The sequence below is a fragment of the Pseudorhizobium tarimense genome, from assembly GCF_022968135.1.
Classification (GTDB): Bacteria; Pseudomonadota; Alphaproteobacteria; order Rhizobiales; family Rhizobiaceae; genus Neorhizobium; species Neorhizobium tarimense.
Window position 1 is genome coordinate 42,394 of the sequence record NZ_JALJRA010000005.1, and the last position, 19,452, is coordinate 61,845.

The following is a 19,452-nucleotide window of genomic DNA, read 5'->3' on the forward strand; positions in this document are numbered from 1 at the left end:
CGATGGCGGACGCGTCGGGGCGGGGCGGGGCGCTGTCCAGGCGCGTCCTTTTCTGGCTGGCGGCCATGGCGTTGCTGACGGCCAGCCTGTTCGCGCTGGAACGCATGATCGAGCAGAAGCTCCGCGGCAGCCTCATTAAGAGCGTGGTATCCATGGCCGAATCTTATGTCGGTCATGCCGAGGCTTCGCTCGACTACGGTCTCCCGATCAGCGGCCCCGGCAGCGTCGAGGAGGTCCTGCAGCCGCCGCCGGCGCTGGCTTTCGGCCCCGACGCCCTGACGTTGAAGCTCGAACGGCTGGGCCTCTCCGCCTCCGGCGAGCGCGCGACGGTAAATACCGTGCGGGCCGGCGAAGGCGCCCTCGTGGTGGAGCGGGCAATCCTCGACAGCCATGGCGAAGTTTCCAGCCGTCTTCTCCTGTCGCGGTCGACTGCGGGTGAGGAGGACGCTGCGGCGTTGCGCAAGACATCGCTTGCGATCGGTATTGCCGTCTTCGGTCTGATCTTCGCGCTCCTGCTCGTCTTTCTGCCTTTGCGCCGCGCATCGCTTCTGCCGGTAATCAGTTTTCTGCCCGCGGCTTTCCTGCTGCTTGCCGGATTCGGCGGCCAGTTGGTGACGATATCGAGACAGGCCGCGGTGCTCGCGGTCGCCGAGACGGCCTCTGATCTCGAGCGCGCGGCCCGCCTCGGCATGACATTCGGCGAGTTGGTCGGAGTGCAGGATTATCTGGGCAAGCAGATCGGCAGCAATCGGGCGATCAATCAGCTGACCATCACGGGCATTGAAGGCGTGCAGTTCCAAGCAGGCATCGAAAGCCTCGGCTCGACGGTCGCGACGATGTTCTCGGCCGCCCCCTTCTCGGCTTTGGTGGACCTCGATATCAGCCAGAAACTGGCGAACGGAACGAGAGTCGATGCGCTCGTCGACGTCCAGCCGATCCTTGCCGATCTCGGCGAGCTGACGGCGATGGTGCTGGTCTTCTGGGCATGCGGTGGCGCCTTGCTGCGCAGCCTTGGCGCCAGCGAGAAGACCGAAACCGAGACGTCGCCCCTTGTCGTGGCGGTGGCACCCACGCTGCTGTTCCTGGTCCTGTTCGCGCCAGCGGATACGGTCGGGCCTTCCGTCCTGACGCTCGGCGTCAACTACCTGCTACTGGCGGCCGGCCTCACGTCCGGCCTCCTGCTTCCGCATCGTCCGGCGAATCTCGCCCTTGGCATAGCGTTTGGCGGGCTGGTGGTCGGAGTCTCGCTGGAGGCGGCATTCGCCTATGGCGGAGCGGGTCTACTCGTCGGAGTGGCGCTCACCGGCCTCGGCCGTTCCGTCCGCACGCCGCACCTGGTCGTCGCCCTGCTGCCCACGGTCGTGCTGCTCGGCGCGCATGTTCTGGATCTCGGCGCGATCCGTCCCCTGCTCGTTGGAGCCATGTTCGTTTTCGCCATCGCGTCGATCGCGGTCTTCGCCGCCACGAGCAAGCGGTCCTGGCGGCATGGGCTCGGTGGGCTATGGTCACCGGCCGGGCTGCTCGGCCTATCGTGGATCTGGGTTTGTCTGGGCCTGATCCAGGCCTCCGTCTTCCTGCTCGTCGCCGTCGCCGCGCGCCATCAGGAGCAGCAGTTCCAGGCCGGGCCGATGTCCTACGTGCTGCTTGCATTCATCCTGCACCTGATCGGCTATCGCCTGGCGGGAGCGATCGATCCCGGCGCGCGCGGCCGCTGGATCCTGCTCGAGATATCCATCGTCGCCGCCGTGCTGCTTGTCGCCGGCATCTATGTCGCAGGCTGGGACGTCGTCGTCAGCACGGCGCTTGCTGCGATGCTTTCGGGCGCGGCGGCGCGGTGGAGCGTCGGCCTGCCCTTCGTCGCGCCGAACGTGCGCGCGGCCAAGTCGGTGCTGACATGCGTGCGGTTGATCGGGCTCGCTGCTGCCACCGGGTTCGGCCTCACGCTGGACAGGCCGGAAGACGCCGCCCTGCCGGCGACGATGACCTGCCTCCTAGCACTCGCCCCGCTCGCCTATGCCATGCTGGCCGGCCTTGATCCGGATTGGCGCGCTCGCCGGAGCGCGGAGCTCACCCATGCCGCTTAGAACACGCATCGCTCTTTTCGTCGGGGTGGCGACGCTGCTCCTCAGCGTGATCTTCGTCATCCAGGTCGTGGTCAGCGTTCGCGTCACCGACCAGTCGGCCCGCCGCGACATGACGGTTCTCATCGAGGCGATGTGGCAGAACCACGTCGATGACGAGAGCGCTGTCGAAGAAGAGATCGCCAGCCGCATCCGGCGTGACGTCGAGCTTCTGAACGCCGTGTTCCAGCAGCGTCCCGACGCCGTACTGGAGCGGATGGACGCGGGAGGACTGAGCGAGGGCCGGGCCGTCATTATCCTCGACCAGCAACTCGCGCCGATCTACACCAACCTCGCGCATGTGCCGCCGGCCTATTTCCGCGATACCATCTCCCGCATGGTCCGGACCAGCGATACCGAGGGTTTTGCCCAACTGGACATGGGCGGCGGGTCGACGACGTACCGGCTGAAGATCGTACCGCTGCGGTTCCGGTTCAGCGTCGTCGGCTATGCCATCGTCGCCACGCCCCTGTCGCGGATCGTTTCGTATTTCGACCAGGGCGTCGAACTCAATGCCAAGCTGCTCGCCGCCGGCGCCGATGGTGTTCCGCCCGAGGCGGATTTCGTCGGCGAGGGCACTGCCCTGATCCCGCTGACCGACGGCTTCACCCACGGACGCGTGCTCGGCTTTCTCGCCGTCTCCAACGAGGTATCGGCCGAGCTTCGCCAGACGCGCTGGCTGCAATGGCTGACCGGCGGCCTCGTCGTGGTGTTCGTCGGTCATCTGTTGGGCGGGCTGGTCTGGATGGTGAAGCGTGCCTTCCGCCCGCTCGACGCCGCGATCGACGTAATTGACCGGCTGACTCGCGGCGAGGAGGCGCCGCCGCTCGATACCAGCACCGGCACGATCGAGATCCAGCGGCTGTCGAAAGCAGTCGAGGCCCTGCGCGCCGCCCATGCCAACCAGGAGGCACTGCACCGCCTGCAGGCTGAACTCGCGATCGCTTCGGAACTGCAGCAGGCGCTGCTGCCGCGTGGCCCACTGTTGTCGGAAGGCGTCGCCTTCCACGGGCAAATGGTGCCATCACAGGAGGTGGCGGGAGATTATTTCGACTATTTCACGATCGATGATCGGCGGGTCGGCTTCCTGATCGCCGATGTCTGCGGCAAGGGTACGCCGGCGGCTTTGTTCATGGCGATGTCGCGCACCGTGGTGCGCTCGCTGGCGATGACCGGTCGTCCGCCAGGCGAAGTTCTCGCCGAAGCCAATCGCGTGCTTGCCGAGTCCAATGACCAGAACCTGTTCGTGACGATGTTCTACGGCATCTTCGACCGGGTCGAGCACCTGCTGCTCTACGCCAATGCCGGCCATGTCTCACCGATCCTGAAATCCGGCGACGGAGAGGTCGCCTACCTGCCGGAAACCGGCGACCTCGTGCTGGGCATGATCCCCGATCTCACCTATGCGACTGTCGAGATGCCGCTTGCGCCGCGCAGCCTGCTGGTATGCTACACCGACGGCATCCCGGAAGCCTTCGACGACAGCGACAGCCAGTTCGGCGACGAGCGATTGATGATGCTGGTGCGCCAGTCCCCGAACCGCGATCCGGCCGAGCTGATGCAGGAACTGCAGACCGCGGTGCTCGACTTCGCCGGCCGCCGGCCGCAGTACGACGACATCACGCTGTGCATCGGTTCGTTCCCCGGTTGAGGGAAACAAGCGTAACAATGCTGCCACACAACGTTTTGGCATGAGGCGCGCCTGGGCACGCTCTATTAATCATCGCGCGGCAACGCCGCGAATCATGTCGTCGAGCGTTCGAATCTCAGAAAGGGCTGCGAGCACGGCTTCGGGAAACTGCTGCGAGTCGCGGAATCTGTCGCTCGACCAATCGCAGGAATCGTTGGTTGCGAGCCCCCGCAACCAACATCCCAACAATCCCTCAAGCCCCTGCAGCCGGGCTTCTTGCGTTCCCGAAAGCCGGCGTTCGTGGAACTGCGAACCGTTCAAGCACGTCCGCCTCGGCAGCGCCGAATGATGCGACGACCTTCGCCTGGAATGCTAGCCTAGAGCAGGCCGCCTTCGCCTCTCAAGGTTGTCCAACGGGATTGCGTCCGTAGTAGCGTGGAAGGCGACGCAGCTAGCAAGGCTCCGCGATCACCACCCTCCTGCACGAGATGTCCCGGCGAGACCTCGCGATAGGTGCGGCTCGGTGCGCGATAGTTGAGTGATCTAACGGGGCTCTTGAGTTCTTCCCCCGAAAGACCTCGGCGAACGCCTCTGCGAGCCGGATCGGGGACAGGTACCGCGGCAATAAGCTTCTTCGTGTAGTCGTGCTGGGGGTTCTCAAAAATCGCCGCCCGCGGCCCAATCTCGACAATCTCGCCGAGGTACATCACGGCCACTCGATGGCTCATTCTCTCCACAACTGCCATGTCATGGCTGATGAACAGGAAGGCGAGCTTCATGCTCTGCTGCAGGTCGAGCAGCAGGTTGCAGACCTGCGCCTTCACGGACACATCCAGCGCCGAGACGCTCTCGTCAGCGACGATCACTTTCGGATCAAGTGAAAGGGCGCGGGCGATTGCGATACGCTGGCGCTGGCCGCCTGAGAATTCATGGGGGTAACGGTTCATCATCGAAGCTGAGAGACCGACCCGTTCCAGCAAGTCCGCTGCCTTCTCGCGCGCCTGACTTGCTGTGCCAAGCCTGTGCTTGACGAATGGCTCGACGATCGAGGCGCCGACCGTCATGCGGGGATTGAGGCTTGAGAAGGGATCCTGGAACACCATCTGAACGCTCTTGCGCAGGTTACGGAGCCCGATCTGGTCGAGTTGGAGCACGTTATAACCGTCGAGGTGGATTTCGCCCGCAGTGGGCTCGACGAGGCGCATGATCGATCGACCGGTGGTCGACTTGCCGCAGCCCGACTCGCCCACGAGCGAAAGCGTCTCGCCCTGGAACAGTTCGAAGCTGAGATCTTCCACGGCATGCACCGAACCGCTCTGGCGGCCAAAAAGGCCGGAGCGCACGGGAAAGCGGGTGACGAGGTTCTTCACCTCTAGGATTGGTGTCTTCCCCCTGACGACCGTTCCCGCCACCTCGTCCGGTTCAGCCGTTTCTCCTGTACTGACGTCAACGACTGGAAAGCGGGTCGGCCAGCAGCGCTCGGCCATGGCACCGAGCTTGGGAACAGCCGAGAGCAGGGCGCGGGTATAGGGATGACGGCCACGAAGGAAAATGTCCTCTGTCGGTCCCGCTTCCACCTGTTCACCCCGCAACATGACGATCGTGCGATCGGCGATCTCCGCCACCACGCCCATGTCGTGGGTGATGAAAAGGACGGACATCCCTTCCTCTTCCTGCAGAGTCTTGATCAGGTCGAGGATCTGCCCCTGGATTGTCACGTCCAGGGCTGTCGTCGGTTCGTCTGCGATCAGGAGCCGAGGGCGGGACGCCAGCGCCATCGCGATCATCACGCGCTGGCGCATCCCGCCTGAAAATTGATGCGGATAATCGTCGAGGCGCGAGCGCCCGTTTGGGATCCTCACCTTTTCCAGAAGGCGCAGGGTCTCCTCTCGCGCCTCCCGTTTCGACATCCCTTGATGGCGCGTCAGAACCTCCGATATCTGCCGCCCGATCGTGAAGATCGGATTGAGGCTCGTCATCGGTTCCTGGAAGATCATCGAGACCTGGTTGCCGCGGACGCCGCGCATCTCTCTTTCTGTCAGCGACAGCAGATCGCGGCCGTCCAGCAGCACCTCTCCTTCGATCCGGCTTGCATCCGGGTTGAGGAGCCGCATCACCGAGAGTGACGTCACGCTCTTCCCGGAGCCGCTTTCGCCGACGATCGCAACCGTTTCACCGGGGCCGACGTCGAAGGTGACGTCGCGAACGACCTGCTTCCACTCGCCGTCCACGAGAAACGAGGTCGAGAGATTTCTGACCGAGAGGACACTGTCCTGCATTGCGCTCATCTCCCCACTGCGTAGGCCTGCATCAGCCGCGGCGTTGCCGCTGCCCGCAACAGTCCGTCCTTGTCGCGCCTTGCAGCCGTCAGGCGGCCGACGGTCCAGGGGTCGGCTACGGTCACCTTGTGTCCGCGGCGTCGTAGTTTCTCGATCGCCGGATTACCGATGTTGCTTTCTACCATGACTTCTCCCGGCGAACTCGTTCGCGGAAAGAATGAACCGGGGAAGTGAGAGGTGTGGAACAGCGGCATGTCGATTGCCGCCTGCAGGTTCTTGCCGTGGTGCACGTAGCGAAGGAAGAACGGCAATTGCCATTGGTCCTGCTGGTCTCCGCCCGGTGTTCCGAACGCAAGGGTCGGGCGTCCCTCATGAAGGGCGAGAGAAGGAGTCAGCGTCGTGCGCGGCCGCTTTCCGGGAGCGAGCGAGGTCGGCAGGCCCGGCTTCAGCCAGAACATCTGGGCGCGGGAGTTCAGGCAGAAGCCAAGGCCCGGCACGATCGGCGACGACTGCAGCCAACCGCCGGAAGGCGTGGTCGACACCATATTACCCCAACGATCGATGACGTCGATGTGGACCGTATCGCCACGCTTCTCCGAAAGATGCGCCATCGTCGGTTCGTAGACTGCGCCCTTGCCGCTCATCTCGTCGAGCATGGCGAGCGTCAGGTCATACTGGTGATCGTAGCCAGGAACGCGGCCGGGCCGCAGGTCATGCGATGCCTCGTTACTGATCAGCCTTCGGCGCTCAACGTTATAGCCGTCGGAGAGCAGATATTCCGTCGGCACCTGGGAGAACTTAGGGTCGCCGTAGTAAACTTCGCGGTCGGCGAAGGCGAGCTTCATCGCCTCCACCACCGTATGGACAAAGTCAGGGCCTGCCGGATCCATGGCCGCCAGATCAAAGCCCTTCAACAGCGCAAGCGACTGCAGCAGGACAGGTCCCTGGCCCCAGGCGGCCGTCTTGGCGACGGTCCAGTCGTGGTAATCATAGGTCTGCGGCGCTTCGATTGTCGCCTGCCAGTTGGCCATGTCCTCCGCCGTCAGAACCCCTTTGTGGCGATGGCCGCTTGCATCCATCACTTCAGCGGTCTGGAGGTAGCCCTCGATGGCCTCTGCCACGAAGCCGCGGTAGAAGGCGTCGCGCGCCGCTTGAACCTGTTCCTCCCGGCCGGACTTCGCCTCTGCCGCGGCGATGATCCGCTTCCATGTGTCGGCCAATATCGGGTTGCGGAAGTTCGAATGTGGTCCGGGAGCCGCACCACCCGGCATCCACGTCTCAAACGACGTCGGCCATTCCTTTTCGAAGAAGTCGCCAAGTACCTTGATGGTCGCTGAAACACGCGGCAATACAGGATGCCCGTGCTCCGCGTAGTAGATGGCAGGCTCCAGAACCTCGCGCACGGTCATGGTGCCGTAGTCGCGGAGCATCAGCATCCATCCGTCGAAGGCGCCCGGGATGACGGTCGCCAACAGGCCGTCGCCCGGGATGAGCTTTAGGCCTTCGGCGGTGTAGTGCTCGATGGTGGCGCCGGAAGGCGCGGGGGCCTGGGCACAAATGACCTCGATCCGGTCCTTCTTCTTGGAATAGAGGACGGCAGGCATGTCGCCGCCGGGGCCACAGAGATGCGGTTCGACGATCTGCAGGACGAAGCCTGCGGCAACAGCCGCATCGAAGGCATTGCCGCCCTTCTCAAGGATGCTCATGCCGACGGCAGACGCAATCCAGTGGGTCGAGGTGAAGACGCCGAAGGTTCCGAGGATTTCCGGCCGGGTGGTGAACTCAGTCATGCAATGATGCCCTTGTGAATATCATGCCTCGCGCGGATCCAGCGCATCGCGCAGACCGTCGCCCAGGAGATTGAAGCCGATCACGACGAGGAAGATCGCGATGCCGGGCCAGGTCGCCATCCACGGCGCCTGGGAGAGAAAATTCTTCGCAATGTTCAGCATAGATCCCCAACTCGGCGCGGGGGGTTGCTGCCCGAGGCCAAGGAAGGAAAGGCTGGCTTCTGCTATAATGGCGGTCGCCGTGGTGAGGGTGGCCTGCACGATGATCGGTGCGAAGGCGTTAGGAAGGATGTAGCGGACCATGATGTCGACGTGGCCAAGGCCAATGGATCGTGCCCCTTCGACGTAATCTTCGGTCTTCACCGCAAGCACCTGCCCGCGGGTCAGGCGGACGAAGATCGGCATGGCCGAAAGTCCAATTGCGACCATCGCGTTTGTGAGGCTGGGTCCGAGAAAAGCGGCCAATGCAATCGCGGTGATCAGGAACGGCATCGCGAGCAGGGCTTCGGTGACGCGGGATACGACCTGATCCACCCAGCCGCCAAAATAACCGGCGACAAGCCCGAAGGGGACGCCGATCACCACGGCGATCGCGACCGAAAACACGCCGGCCATCAAGGAGGCCTGCGCACCCCAGATCATCCTCGACAGGATATCGCGCCCGAGGTCGTCAGTGCCTAGCCAATGGGCCGCCGACGGCGCCTTGCGGATTGCGGACCAATCGGTGGCCGCCGGATCTGGAACCGGAAGCACAGGCGCAGCGAGGGCCAGGATCCCGAAAAACAGGATGATGCAGAGGCCGACAAGCGCGCCGCGGTTCGCGCGAAGCTTGCGCCATGCGCGACTGCTGCGTTGGCTTGCGACTGGCGGCGCCGTCTCGATCACAGTCATATCGTCGCCCTCAGACGTGGGTTCAGGAGAACGTAGAGAAGGTCCGCAATCAGGTTCATCAGGATGAAGCCGATCGCCGTGCACAGGACAACGCCCTGCACGACTGCGTAGTCGCGGGTGAAGACGGCATCGACGATCAGCTTGCCGAAGCCTGGAATGGTGAAGATCTGCTCTGTCAGGACGGCGCCCGCGAGTAACTCGCCGAACAGGAGTGCAGCCATGGTTACGATCGGCAGCAGAGCGTTGCGGAATGTGTGGCTCATCACCACCTCCCAGGGAGAGAGGCCCTTCGCACGCGCGGTTCTGATATAGTCTGCGCTCATCACGCCGAGCATGGAGGAGCGCGTGTGGCGCATCAGTTGTGCCGCCAGCGCCGTGCCGAGCACGAAGGCGGGCATGATCATGGTCTCGATCGAGCGGACTGGGTTCACGAATATCGACTCATATCCGGATGCCGGCAGCCAGCCGAGGTTCACGGAGACCAGAAGGATGAGCATGATGCCGAGCCAGAAGTTCGGGACCGAGAGGCCGGATAGGGCGACAAGATTGGCGAGGTAGTCGATCGGACTGTTTTTCCAGACGGCGGCAAGGATGCCCATTGGGATGCCGATGCCGAGGGCAAAGATCATCGCCATGACGGCCAGCTGGATGGTGACGGGCAGTTTGTCGCCGATGAGCTCTAGCACCGGTTGATTGGTGCGCAGGGAGATGCCGAAGTCGCCTGTCACAACGCCGCCGAGCCAGTAGAAGTACTGCATCACGACCGGGTCGTTCAGCCGGTATTTCTCGCGCAGAAACTCCAGGGTGGCCGGATCGCGCTCCTCGCCGGCCATGGCAAGAACCGGATCACCGGGGAGAAGCTTCTGCAGGGAAAAGACGAAGATCGATATGATGATCAGAGTCGGTAGAGCGACCAGCAGCCGCTTTCCGATATAGACAGCCATCGCATGGCCCTCCTGTCATGGGGAGGCCGCACGGTGTTGCCCGTGCGGCCGGAGAGCTCAGTCTGCGTCCTTGACGCCGACCAAACGGATCATGCCGTCCGGCGAGGGTGCGAAGCCCTTCACGCCCTTGTCGATCGCGTAGGCGTAAGGCTGGTGCCCGAGATAGATGATCGGCATGTCGTCGTTGAGGATCACGGTTGCCGCGTCATACTTCTCCTTGCGGACTGCATCGTCAGTCGAAGCGCGCGCATCGTTGAGAAGCTTGTCGACGTCAGGGTCGCAGTATTTGACGTCGTTGATGCCGCCCTTGCAGGTGATGAACTGGTGGATGTTGCCATCCGGATCAATACGACCGGACCAGTCGGACCGGCTCAGCTGATAGTTGCCGGCGGTCTGCTCGGACAAGAGCGTGGCGAACTCAGTTGCCTTGAGCGTGACGTTGAAGCCTGCTTCCGCGACCATCGACTGGATGACCTGCATCATCTGCGTCTGGGTCGTGTTGTTGGCGTGCTGCAGTTCGACGTCCAGCGTCTCGTGGCCGGCCTCCTTCATCAGCTCCTTTGCCTTCTCGATATCGCGAGCTTGAACGGGAAGGTTCTGGTTGAACCATGGACTAGTCGGCGGGAAGGGCTGGTTGCCGGCCTTGGCCGTGCCTTCGAAGACGATCTGGTTGATCGCTTCGCGGTCGATCGCCAGGGAGAATGCCTGGCGAAGGCGCTTGTCCTGGCCGAGAGGGTTCTCTGCACGTGCACCATTGCCGACATTGACGTACATCGCCATGTAGCCGGGCCCGATCACGTCGGCATAGGTGAGGTTAGGATCGGACTTCACGGATTCGGCGTCGGATGCCGAAATGCGCTCCGCAATGTCGAGGTCACCCGAACGAAGGTTGGCGAGACGGACAGTCGTGTCCGGAATGGGCAGATAGATCACCTTGTCGAGGAACACCTCGTCCGCGTTCCAGTAGTCCTGGAACTTCTCAAGGACGATCCGGTCCTGCTGCACGCGCTCGACGAACTTGAACGGCCCCGCGCAGACGGGATGGCTACCAAAATTCGCTCCTAGTTCTTCCGCTGCCTTCGGCGAGACGATCATGCCGGCACGGTCGGAAAGCTGCGCCAGCAGCGTCACGTCAGGGCTCTTCAGAGTGAACTTGACCTCATATTCGCCACTTGCCTCCACCTTTTCTACCGAAGACAGTTCGCTCTTTCGGCGCGATTCCGGCAGCGTCATGTTGCGCTCGATGGTGGCGACCACGGCTTCCGCGTTGAACGACGTGTCGTCGTGGAACTTGACGCCTTCGCGCAGTTTCATTGTCAGTGTCTTACCATCGTCCGACCAGTTCCATTCGGTCGCCAGCTGCGGGATGATCTTCATCTCCTGCGAAATGTCGACCAGCTTATCGCACATGGCCGTGTAGACGATGCGGCCGACGAAGGTGCGGGACTGCGCCGGGTCAAGGACGTCTGCATCGTCCTGCAGGCCGATGCGGAGATCTGCGGACGCAGCCGGAAAGGCTGCGGCGGTGCTGGCCAGCAGAAGGGCCGAGAGTAGCGTGAGTTTGGTCATCTTTCTTCCTCTGGATTGTTTTCGCGGTTTCTTTGTTTGTTGGCCGGCCGGGGCCGGCGTGGCAGTCTGAACCAACGGTTCAGGAGGCTTCGCTGAACGGATTTGCCTCCTCATGCTCAAAAGAGGTGGCCCGGATGAGTCTTTCCTGCAGCATCAGGAGGTGCTGCCGCATGGCTTCACCGGCGCGTGCAGGATCCCTCTCGGCGATGGCGTCGATGATGCCATGATGCTGGGCGAGCGAAATATTAACTGTGTTTCCGACATTACGGGCGCGTTCACGGATTGCCTGCCAGGCCTCGTCCTGCCGAACCCGGTTGAGCACGTCAAAGATGCTGAGAAAGAGCTGGTTTCCTGCGCTTTGAGCGATCTGCCGGTGCAGCGCACCATCCCAAAGCTCGCGAGAGTCGGCGTCATCGCTGTCGAGGATCTTGGACGCGAGGTGACGCATGCGCTCGATCTCTTTCGGCTTGGCCCGCATCGCGGCCAGTTGGGCGAGCTGCGGCTCGATCCGCAGCCGAACCTCCATGATCTCCATGAAGTCGGTCCCGGCGACGAGATCGCTGACGTGGTCGGTCAAACTATCAGGACGTTCGCCGATAAAGGTGCCTGCACCCTGCTTGCGCCAGATCAGGCCTTCGGATTCCAACACTTCCAGTGCACGCCTGACGGCGCGTCGTCCTGTTCCTAAGGTCTCTGAAAGTGTTCGCTCGGTGGGAAGGCGGCCGTCCTCCCCAAACTTGCCGCTCGCCAGCATCTCCCGGAGGCAGTCCAAAGCGTAGTTGGCGTTGTCGTGCTTCACCGTGCTCAAGGCTGTACCACTTCCTGCACCAATTCTTGATTGGTGCAGTGGACGCCACTTTCGGTGAGGCGTCAACCTAAAATTTGGCCACATTCGTAATTGCCGCTGATTTAGGCATAGTGACCTCAAGGTGGCACTTGATCAGCTGACGCGCAGGGCCTTGGCCTCCGTCCTGTGGCGCCGCGGGTCAGGGATCGGGACGGCCGCCATCAGGCCGCGGGTGTAATTGTCCTTCGGGGACTCAAACACCTGGCGGCGAGTGCCCATCTCGCCGCCGCGCATGACGGCCACATGATGTGCCATCTTCTCGATTACGGCAATGTCGTGGGAGACGAAGAGGTAGGCGAGCCCCATCTGCTCCTGCAGTTCCAGCATCAGGTCGAGCACGCGGGCGCGCACGGAAACATCGAGGGCCGCGACGCTTTCGTCGGCAACGATCAGCGTCGGTTCGAGCGCAAGCGCCCGGGCGATGCAGATGCGCTGGCGCTGGCCGGCGAAAATTCGTGCGGATAGCGTTCTGCGGCATCGGCCGTCAGGCCCACGCGGGTGAGAAGTGCGGCAACCTTTTCCTTGCGCTCCTGCGCCGTCCCGATGCCGTGGATGACCAGCGGTTCCGCAACGGCCTTGCCGACATTCATGCGCGGATCGCGAGGCGTAGGGATCCTGGACGATCATTTGCGCGGCGCGACGGATCGGCAGCATGATTGAAGGCGAGGACTGGAAGACATCCTGTCCGGCGATGCGCACGCTGCCGTCGAAGGGGATAAGGCCGAGCACGGCCTTGCCGGTGGTGGATTCGCCCGAGCCGCTTTCGCCGACGAGGCCGAGCGTCTCGCCGGCCTTCAGGGTGAAATTGACGTTTTTGACCGTTGGCGGCGGCGCCTTGCCGCGGCCGAACCAGCCGCTATTGCCGCCATAGGTGATGCGGAGATCGGCAACTTCCAGCACAGGCAGCGGCGGGGATGCCGGACGCGGAGTGGCGGTGACACGAGGCGGCGCGTCAGTGCCGGCGAGCGCGCCGAGGCGGGCACCGCGCTGAGCAGTTCCTGCGTATATGGTTGTATAGGGATTTCGAAGATGTCGATGACGGCGCCCTGTTCGACGATGCGGCCGTGCTGCATGATTGCCACGCGGTCAGCCATTTCGGCGACCACGCCCATGTCGTGGGTTATCATGAGGACCGAGGTGCCGAATTCTGCCCTGAGTTTGCGCATCAGCGTCAGGATCTGCGCCTGCACCGTGACATCGAGGGCGGTTGTCGGCTCGTCGGCGATCAGCACCTTCGGCTGGCAGGAAAGCGCCATGGCGATCATGACGCGCTGGCGCATGCCGCCGGAGAGTTCATGCGAATATTGGGTGAGCCGCTTTGCCGCTTCTGTCATGTGGACGGCACCGAGCATCTGCCGCGCCAGAACCTCGGCGCTATCCGCCAGGTTTTCGCGATGCTCCTTGATCGCCTCGACCAACTGCGCACCGATCGTCATCACGGGGTTGAGCGAAGTCATCGGCTCTTGGAAGATCATGGCGATATCGCCGCCGCGCACCCGGCGCATGGCGCGTTTGGACAGCGACAGCAGGTTCCGGTCGCCGAGCAGGAATCGCCGGACGAAACCTTGAGCGACGCCTTGGGCAGAAGCCCCATGGTGGCGAGCGAGGTGACCGATTTGCCGGAGCCGGATTCGCCGGCCAGACACAGGGTCTCACCGGCTTTCAGCTCAAAGTTCACGTCGTCCAGGATGCGCCTCAGCCCCTTCGGGCGTACAAGCGTCGACGGAGAGGTTGCGGACCGATAGAACGGGGGCGGAGCTTGCAGTGTCTTGGGTCACGCGAAGACTATCCTCGGGAAGTAGAAGGAGACGACCCAGTTGGGCATGTCGACGATTTCACTGATCCGCAGATCGCCACAGACCGAGCAGAGCATGTAGGCGTCGACAGAGTTCATGCCGTGCTCGGCACCCAGAAGGTCGATCATGCGCATCACGGCCTCGCGCGCGCCGGTCATCAGGTCAGGACCGATGCCGGTGGTCACTTCGTAGCCCGCGCCATCGAGATGACGAGTGACCGGACCGGTCGTCGTGAAACGCGGGGTCTTCAGCTTGGCGCCCTTGACAAGATCGAGCGTCAGTTCGACGTTCATCTGGCTTTCGATTGCGGTGCCGCAAACCTCGCCGTCGCCTTGCGCGGCATGGGTGTCGCCGACTGAAAAGAGCGCGCCTTCGCATTCGACAGGAAGATGGAGCGTGGCGCCGGCAGTCAGATCCCGGATGTCCATGTTGCCGCCGACGCGGCGCGGTGGGACGACGGAATGCAGGCCGGGCTCGGCCGGAGCGACGCCGATCGTGCCGGTAAAGGGTTTCAAAGGCACCTTCCCGCCCGGACCATAGGCCGACGGCGCCATGGAGGCGGTGTCGTATGTCCAGATGTGAAGGGCCGGATGGTCGAACTGGTCGGCAAGCAGGCCGAAGCCCGGAATATTGGCCGTCCAGCCGTAACCGCAGGGGTAGAACTTGTTGATAGTGACCTTCAGCGCGTCACCGGGTTCGGCACCTTCGATGTAGACCGGGCCGGAGACAGGGTTGATCTTGCCGAAATCGAGATTGGCCATAGTGTCGAGCGTCGCGCCAGGGCCGATCTGCCCGCCGGACGAATCCAGGCACTCGATCAGGATGGTTTCGCCGGGCTTTGCCGTCAGCGCCGGCGGAAAATCCTTGTTCCAGCCGAAATTGTGTTGAGCTCGATGGATTGTGTGATTGCACGCGACGCACATGACGATGCCTCTGATTGTTTGTGGTGTTTCCTCTGGAAGACCCTCTCTCCGACCGTGCGGAGGGAGGGCAGCGCTCATGGCAGGCTTACTGCTTCACGTAGATCGCATTGTACTTGATGACGCGGGTCGGATCGATGTAGATGTTGTCCGCACCCGCCCATGCGGGTGGACTTTGCGACCACGCGGCGCTCGTTGATGAGCGGGACCCAGGGAGCGTCAGCCATGATGTCGGTGAAGATCTTCTTCCAGGCTTCCTGACGTTCCGAAGTCTTTGCCGGGTCGGACATTGAGTCCGCCTCGACCGCACGCTTGTCGAGATTCTCGTTGCAATACCAGGACCAGTTCCAGCCGCCTTGCACTGCGCCGGCGCAGCGAGGATCGGGCCGTAGTAAGGACGTGCCCCCTATCGACAAGTTCACAGTCTAAGTCGGCCAGGAGTCGCTGGTGGCGCTTCTTCGCCTGCAGAAGGGTGAAGTCGACATCGCTGGCGACGGCATTCCGCCGGCGAAGTTCCTGGAAATCAAGAACTCGCCCAACGGCGCCCAGATGATCGTCGATGGCGAACAGCTCCACACCGGCTACATCACGCTCAACACCAAGGTGAAGCCCTTCGACGAGGTCAAGGTTCGTCAGGCGGTCAACATGGCGATCAACAAGGAACGCATTGTGCGCATCCTGAACGCCGCGCCACGCCCGCCAACCAGCCGCTTCCGCCGCTGATGCCTGGATATGACAAGGACCACAGGGCTACGAATTCGACGTAGAAAAGGTCAAGGCCCTGCTCGCCAAAGCCGGTCATGCCGACGGCTTCGAGACCACGCTCTTTTCCACCAACCCGATCCGCAGCCGCGCATCGCCCAGTCGATCCAGCAGGACCTCGCAGCCGTGGGCATCAAGGCCGAAGTCCGGGCGCTCGCCCAGGGCAACGTGATCGCCGCCGGCGGCACCGAAGGCGAAGCGCCGATGATCTGCTTTGAGGGTGCCTCTCGGCAGCTTCGTCGGCGCTGGTCGGATTAGTCCGAAGAGCGGGTAGTGGCAGAGGCACTGGAGCCGGGTGGAGCGCCTCAGTAAATGCGCGTGGCTTCGTCCGGCCATTTCTGTTGAATTCTTGCTTGCCGCGCCAGCACCTGCACAGCGACCCCAGCCGTGGAGTGACGCACTTGCTTGACAGCGGCTTCGAAATATATTCTTCTATTTTGGCTCTTATAACATAATAACGGAACAATTAGCTGGGAGAATACGGATGCGAAGAAAACTGGAATTTCTTGTTGCAACGGCGCTGATCGCTGTACCTTCCTTCGCGATGGCGCAGGAAAAAGGCGGCGTCATCAACGTGGCAACGATCGGCGAGCCGCCGACGCTAGATCCGATGTCATCGACAGCCGACCTGGTGGGCATCGTAACGCAGCATATTTTCGAGACGCTCTACACGTTCGACAAGAACTGGGGCGTGACCCCGCTTCTTGCGGAGAGCCTGCCGGAGATCAGCGACGACGGGAAGACCTACACAATCAAGCTTCGCAGCGGGATCACCTTTCACGACGGCAGCGAGATGACATCTGAAGATGTTCTTGCGTCGCTGGAGCGTTGGACGAAACTTGCATCACGCGGCAAGCAGGCCGCAGGCTTCATCGCCTCGATGGAAGCCCCCGATGAGCAGACGGTGGTTATCAAGCTGACGCAGGCCTATGCGCCGCTGACCTCACTGCTTGCCTTCAATAATTCGGCTGCAATCATCATTCCAGCCGAAAAACAGGCGGAGCCGATGACCGAGTATGTCGGCACCGGGCCGTACATGCTGAAAGAGCGCAAGGCGGACCAGTACATCCAGCTTACGAGGTTCGATGGTTACAAGTCGCGCGATGGCGAGAGCGACGGCTATGGCGGCGCCCGTCACCAGTATCTCGACGAGATCCGTTTCGTGCCTGTTCCGGACCCCAACACACGCGTTGAGGCAGCCGTCTCTGGCCAATACGAGTACGTGGATTCCATTCCCGTGGAGTCATTCGACAAGCTGAAGAACGCGTCGGCTTCTGAGCCACTGCTTCTCAAACCTTTCGGTTACCCCGTCTTCGTTTTCAACACAAAGGAAGGGCTTTCCTCCAAGCTCGAAATGCGCAAGGCAATTACCCAGGCGCTGAACATGGAGGACATGCTTGCCGCTGCATTCGGCAGCACGGACTTCTATGCCGTGGACGGCGCGTTCTACCCCGAGAGCTACAACTGGCACACGGAAGCGGGTGTCGACGGTAACTATAATGTGGGGGACCCCGAAGGTGCTGCCGAGGCGGCAAAGGCTGCCGGCTACGCTGGCAACCCTCTGCGCATCCTGACGAGCCGCCAGTATGAATTCCATTACAAGATGGCGCAGGTGGCGGCAGAGTACCTGAAGCTCGCCGGCTTCAAGGTAGATATGCAGGTTGTAGACTGGGCAACGCTCACTCAGCGCCGCGCGGACCCGGCACTCTGGGATATCTACATCACCCACAGCCCGTTCCTGCCGGAGCCGGCCCTGATTGGTGCGCTGTCGACGAGCTCGCCTGGCTGGTGGGATACTCCGGCACGCAAGGCTGCCGTGGATCCGTTCACCTCCGAGCCTGATCCTGCAAAGCGGGTCGAGCTCTGGGGCAACGTGCAGAAGGTCATCTATGACGAACTGCCACTGATCAAGATCGGTGACTTCAACGCGGTCGCGGCCAAGTCCGCCAAGCTGAAAGGCGTCGACCCGGCTCCCTGGCCGTATTTCTGGAACGCTTCCGTCGCGAAGTAAGAAGGCGGATCAACGAAGGTCGGCGCTGCCGCCGGCCTTCGTTCTCGGTTCCGCCCGTGGGCAAGGGAAAAGGCGTCAATGATTCGCTACATACTTCAGCGTCTCGCCGGAATGATCGTCGTAATGTTTCTGGTGGTGACGATCGTTTTTGTCATCGTTCGCGTCACGCCTGGCGATCCTGCCGCCGTGATGCTCGGGCCTGACGCGACGGCACAGGATATCGCCGATCTACGCAGCCGCCTCGGCCTGGATCAGGCCCTGCTGGTGCAGTATGCGATCTATGTCGGGCAGTTGCTGAAGGGCGACCTGGGGCAGTCGATCTTTCTCAACATTCCGGTTGCTACGGCGCTTCTGCAGCGCACCGAGCCAACCTTCTTCCTCACCGTCTTCTCGCTGCTGATCGCCAGCGCGATCGCGCTTCCAATCGGCATCTATGCGGCGTATCGGCGCGGCTCCATGGTCGACCAGCTTGCTACGACCGTTGCGATGCTGGCGGCGAGCATTCCGAGCTTCTGGCTCGGCCTGATCCTGATGCAGTTCTTTGCGGTCAGGCTCAACCTGTTTCCGGTCTCCGGCTATGGCGGCCCCGACTCCAGCTTCTTCGAGCGCATGTATCACCTGATGCTGCCGTCCATCGCGCTTGGGCTGGTCTCCTCTGCATTGATCCTGCGTTTCACGCGTGCCTCGCTGCTCGATGTGCTGGGAGATGATTATATTCGTACCGCGCGTGCCAAGGGCATGATCGAGCGCAAGGTCGTGCTGAAGCACGCGCTCAAGAACGCGTTAATCCCGATCCTGACCGTGCTGGGCCTTACTGCGGCGGTGCTAATATCCGGTGCCGTGGTGACAGAAACAGTGTTCGGCCTGCCAGGCGTTGGAAATCTCGTCGTCTCGGCAGTCTTGCGACGGGACTATCCCGTAATCCAGGGGGCTCTTCTCGTCATTGCTGCCCTCTATGTCCTCATCAATTTTGCGATCGATATGCTTTACCTGCTGGTCGATCCGAGGGTGCGTTACTGATGGCAGAAATTGCGACCTCACCTCCAGGCAAAAGCGAGGGCGCCAAATTCATGCGGCGATTCCTCAAGCGCAAGACAGTGGTGATTGGCGTTTCCGTACTCGCCGTCTTTATCTTGCTCGCCGTCTTGGCACCGCTGATTGCGCCTTACTCGCCATCCAAGCTCTCGATCGTCAACCGATTGAAGCCGCCGAGCGAAATCTATTGGTTCGGGACCGACGAGTTCGGCCGGGATATCTTCTCCAGGACGATCTATGCCGGCCGGCTGTCGCTCCTGGTGGGAGCTGCCGTCGTCCTATTGTCTGCGGCGATCGGCGTGACGCTTGGTCTGCTTGCAGGATTTTTCAAACGGCTCGACACGCCGATCGCGCGATTGATCGATGCAATGATGGCGTTTCCGGATATTCTGCTTGCAATCGCACTCGTCGCCGCGCTTGGTCCATCGCTCACAACCGTGATCATTGCACTTGCGATCGTCTATGCGCCGCGGCTCGCGCGGATCGTCAGGGCATCGACATTGGTGATCCGTGAACTGCCCTATGTCGAAGCGGCGCAAGCGCTTGGCATCTCCACCTTCCACATCATGACGCGGCACGTGTTGCGAAACCTCGTGTCGCCGATCCTGGTTCAGGGGACCTTCCTTTTTGCAAGCGCCATGCTGGCAGAAGCGGGACTGTCCTTCCTTGGGCTAGGAGTCAGCCCCGAGGTGCCGACCTGGGGCACCATGATTGCCGCGGGTCGGCAGTATATCGGCCAAGCAGACTGGATGACCCTCTTTCCAGGCTTCGCCATCATCCTAGCAGTGCTTTCCCTGCAAATGGTGGGCGACGGCCTTCGCGACATGCTCGATCCTAAACTCCGAAGGGAACTCTGAA

Annotated in this window: 15 protein-coding genes and 3 pseudogenes; 6 read left to right on the forward strand and 12 right to left on the reverse strand. The window is 62.2% G+C overall.

All coding sequences use genetic code 11. The features are described 5' to 3' along the window. The first annotated feature begins 2 nt into the window (after nt 1–2). Both MUU54_RS06980 and MUU54_RS06985 read left to right on the forward strand, forming a co-directional pair. A complete protein-coding gene (locus MUU54_RS06980) occupies nt 3–2,084 on the forward strand; it encodes a DUF2339 domain-containing protein (protein WP_247243317.1) in 2,082 nt (693 codons plus the stop codon). After that, nucleotides 2,074–3,771 (forward strand): PP2C family protein-serine/threonine phosphatase, encoded by a 1,698-nt coding sequence (locus MUU54_RS06985; protein WP_247243318.1) that lies wholly within the window; start codon nt 2,074–2,076, stop codon nt 3,769–3,771. Before MUU54_RS06980 ends, MUU54_RS06985 begins: the two co-directional genes overlap by 11 nt. Before the next feature lie 69 nt (nt 3,772–3,840). On the opposite strand, the gene MUU54_RS06990 is transcribed toward MUU54_RS06985, so the two are convergent. From MUU54_RS06990 to MUU54_RS07040, 12 genes and pseudogenes are all read right to left on the reverse strand, one after another. Next, on the reverse strand, nt 3,841–4,071 hold the full coding sequence (locus MUU54_RS06990) for a hypothetical protein (protein ID WP_247243319.1): 231 nt from the start codon (nt 4,069–4,071) through the stop codon (nt 3,841–3,843). 158 nt (nt 4,072–4,229) lie between these two features. Further along, nucleotides 4,230–6,038 (reverse strand): annotated as a pseudogene (locus MUU54_RS06995) (ABC transporter ATP-binding protein); the annotation flags it as partial. Beyond that, nucleotides 6,035–7,819 carry a gamma-glutamyltransferase family protein gene (locus MUU54_RS07000; RefSeq protein WP_247243321.1) on the reverse strand — a complete coding sequence of 595 codons (1,785 nt, stop codon included), beginning with the start codon at nt 7,817–7,819 and terminating at the stop codon, nt 6,035–6,037. The pseudogene MUU54_RS06995 and the gene MUU54_RS07000, both read right to left, overlap by 4 nt. 21 nt (nt 7,820–7,840) lie before the next feature. Next, a complete protein-coding gene (locus tag MUU54_RS07005; RefSeq protein ID WP_247243322.1) occupies nt 7,841–8,710 on the reverse strand; it encodes an ABC transporter permease in 870 nt (289 codons plus the stop codon). Further along, nucleotides 8,707–9,654 carry an ABC transporter permease gene (locus tag MUU54_RS07010; RefSeq protein ID WP_247243323.1) on the reverse strand — a complete coding sequence of 316 codons (948 nt, stop codon included), beginning with the start codon at nt 9,652–9,654 and terminating at the stop codon, nt 8,707–8,709. Before MUU54_RS07010 ends, MUU54_RS07005 begins: the two co-directional genes overlap by 4 nt. Nucleotides 9,655–9,711: 57 nt before the next feature. After that, the gene (locus tag MUU54_RS07015; RefSeq protein ID WP_247243324.1) at nt 9,712–11,223 is read right to left on the reverse strand and encodes an ABC transporter substrate-binding protein; all 1,512 of its coding nucleotides are present in this window, start codon (nt 11,221–11,223) and stop codon (nt 9,712–9,714) included. Nucleotides 11,224–11,302: 79 nt separating this feature from the next. Continuing rightward, nucleotides 11,303–12,070: a FadR/GntR family transcriptional regulator gene (locus MUU54_RS07020; RefSeq protein WP_376742071.1), complete on the reverse strand. Its 768-nt coding sequence runs from the start codon at nt 12,068–12,070 to the stop codon at nt 11,303–11,305. Nucleotides 12,071–12,163: 93 nt separating this feature from the next. Beyond that, nucleotides 12,164–12,970: an ATP-binding cassette domain-containing protein gene (locus MUU54_RS07025; protein ID WP_247243325.1), complete on the reverse strand. Its 807-nt coding sequence runs from the start codon at nt 12,968–12,970 to the stop codon at nt 12,164–12,166. After that, nucleotides 12,865–13,575 (reverse strand): ABC transporter ATP-binding protein, encoded by a 711-nt coding sequence (locus MUU54_RS07030; RefSeq protein WP_281433245.1) that lies wholly within the window; start codon nt 13,573–13,575, stop codon nt 12,865–12,867. Before MUU54_RS07030 ends, MUU54_RS07025 begins: the two co-directional genes overlap by 106 nt. Beyond that, the gene (locus MUU54_RS24525) at nt 13,542–13,748 is read right to left on the reverse strand and encodes an ATP-binding cassette domain-containing protein (protein ID WP_312038806.1); all 207 of its coding nucleotides are present in this window, start codon (nt 13,746–13,748) and stop codon (nt 13,542–13,544) included. The genes MUU54_RS07030 and MUU54_RS24525 overlap by 34 nt, the downstream gene beginning before the upstream one ends. Nucleotides 13,749–13,844: 96 nt before the next feature. Continuing rightward, complete coding sequence (locus MUU54_RS07035; RefSeq protein ID WP_247243326.1) at nt 13,845–14,789, reverse strand: acetamidase/formamidase family protein; 945 nt, start codon at nt 14,787–14,789, stop codon at nt 13,845–13,847. A gap of 85 nt (nt 14,790–14,874) precedes the next feature. After that, nucleotides 14,875–15,180, reverse strand: a pseudogene (locus tag MUU54_RS07040) (ABC transporter substrate-binding protein); the annotation flags it as partial. On the opposite strand from MUU54_RS07040, the pseudogene MUU54_RS07045 reads away from it, so the two are divergent. From MUU54_RS07045 to MUU54_RS07060, 4 genes and pseudogenes are all read left to right on the forward strand, one after another. Further along, nucleotides 15,180–15,758: pseudogene (locus tag MUU54_RS07045) on the forward strand (ABC transporter substrate-binding protein); the annotation flags it as partial. The pseudogenes MUU54_RS07040 and MUU54_RS07045 overlap by 1 nt on opposite strands. Nucleotides 15,759–16,032: 274 nt before the next feature. After that, nucleotides 16,033–17,559, forward strand: a complete 1,527-nt coding sequence (locus tag MUU54_RS07050; protein ID WP_247243327.1) for an ABC transporter substrate-binding protein — start codon at nt 16,033–16,035, stop codon at nt 17,557–17,559. A 78-nt stretch (nt 17,560–17,637) separates the two neighbouring features. Further along, complete coding sequence (locus tag MUU54_RS07055; protein ID WP_247243328.1) at nt 17,638–18,579, forward strand: ABC transporter permease; 942 nt, start codon at nt 17,638–17,640, stop codon at nt 18,577–18,579. Next, on the forward strand, nt 18,579–19,451 hold the full coding sequence (locus MUU54_RS07060; RefSeq protein WP_247243329.1) for an ABC transporter permease: 873 nt from the start codon (nt 18,579–18,581) through the stop codon (nt 19,449–19,451). Before MUU54_RS07055 ends, MUU54_RS07060 begins: the two co-directional genes overlap by 1 nt. The last annotated feature ends 1 nt before the right edge of the window (nt 19,452 follow it).

Coding starts and splice junctions, on each gene's coding strand:
- MUU54_RS06980 (WP_247243317.1), top strand. CDS start 3: ATGGCGGACGCGTCGGGGCGGGGCGGGGCGCTGTCCAGGCGCGTCCTT.
- MUU54_RS06985 (WP_247243318.1), top strand. CDS start 2,074: ATGCCGCTTAGAACACGCATCGCTCTTTTCGTCGGGGTGGCGACGCTG.
- MUU54_RS07000 (WP_247243321.1), bottom strand. CDS start 7,819: ATGACTGAGTTCACCACCCGGCCGGAAATCCTCGGAACCTTCGGCGTC.
- MUU54_RS07005 (WP_247243322.1), bottom strand. CDS start 8,710: ATGACTGTGATCGAGACGGCGCCGCCAGTCGCAAGCCAACGCAGCAGT.
- MUU54_RS07010 (WP_247243323.1), bottom strand. CDS start 9,654: ATGGCTGTCTATATCGGAAAGCGGCTGCTGGTCGCTCTACCGACTCTG.
- MUU54_RS07015 (WP_247243324.1), bottom strand. CDS start 11,223: ATGACCAAACTCACGCTACTCTCGGCCCTTCTGCTGGCCAGCACCGCC.
- MUU54_RS07030 (WP_281433245.1), bottom strand. CDS start 13,575: ATGCGCCGGGTGCGCGGCGGCGATATCGCCATGATCTTCCAAGAGCCG.
- MUU54_RS07035 (WP_247243326.1), bottom strand. CDS start 14,789: ATGTGCGTCGCGTGCAATCACACAATCCATCGAGCTCAACACAATTTC.
- MUU54_RS07050 (WP_247243327.1), top strand. CDS start 16,033: ATGCGAAGAAAACTGGAATTTCTTGTTGCAACGGCGCTGATCGCTGTA.
- MUU54_RS07055 (WP_247243328.1), top strand. CDS start 17,638: ATGATTCGCTACATACTTCAGCGTCTCGCCGGAATGATCGTCGTAATG.
- MUU54_RS07060 (WP_247243329.1), top strand. CDS start 18,579: ATGGCAGAAATTGCGACCTCACCTCCAGGCAAAAGCGAGGGCGCCAAA.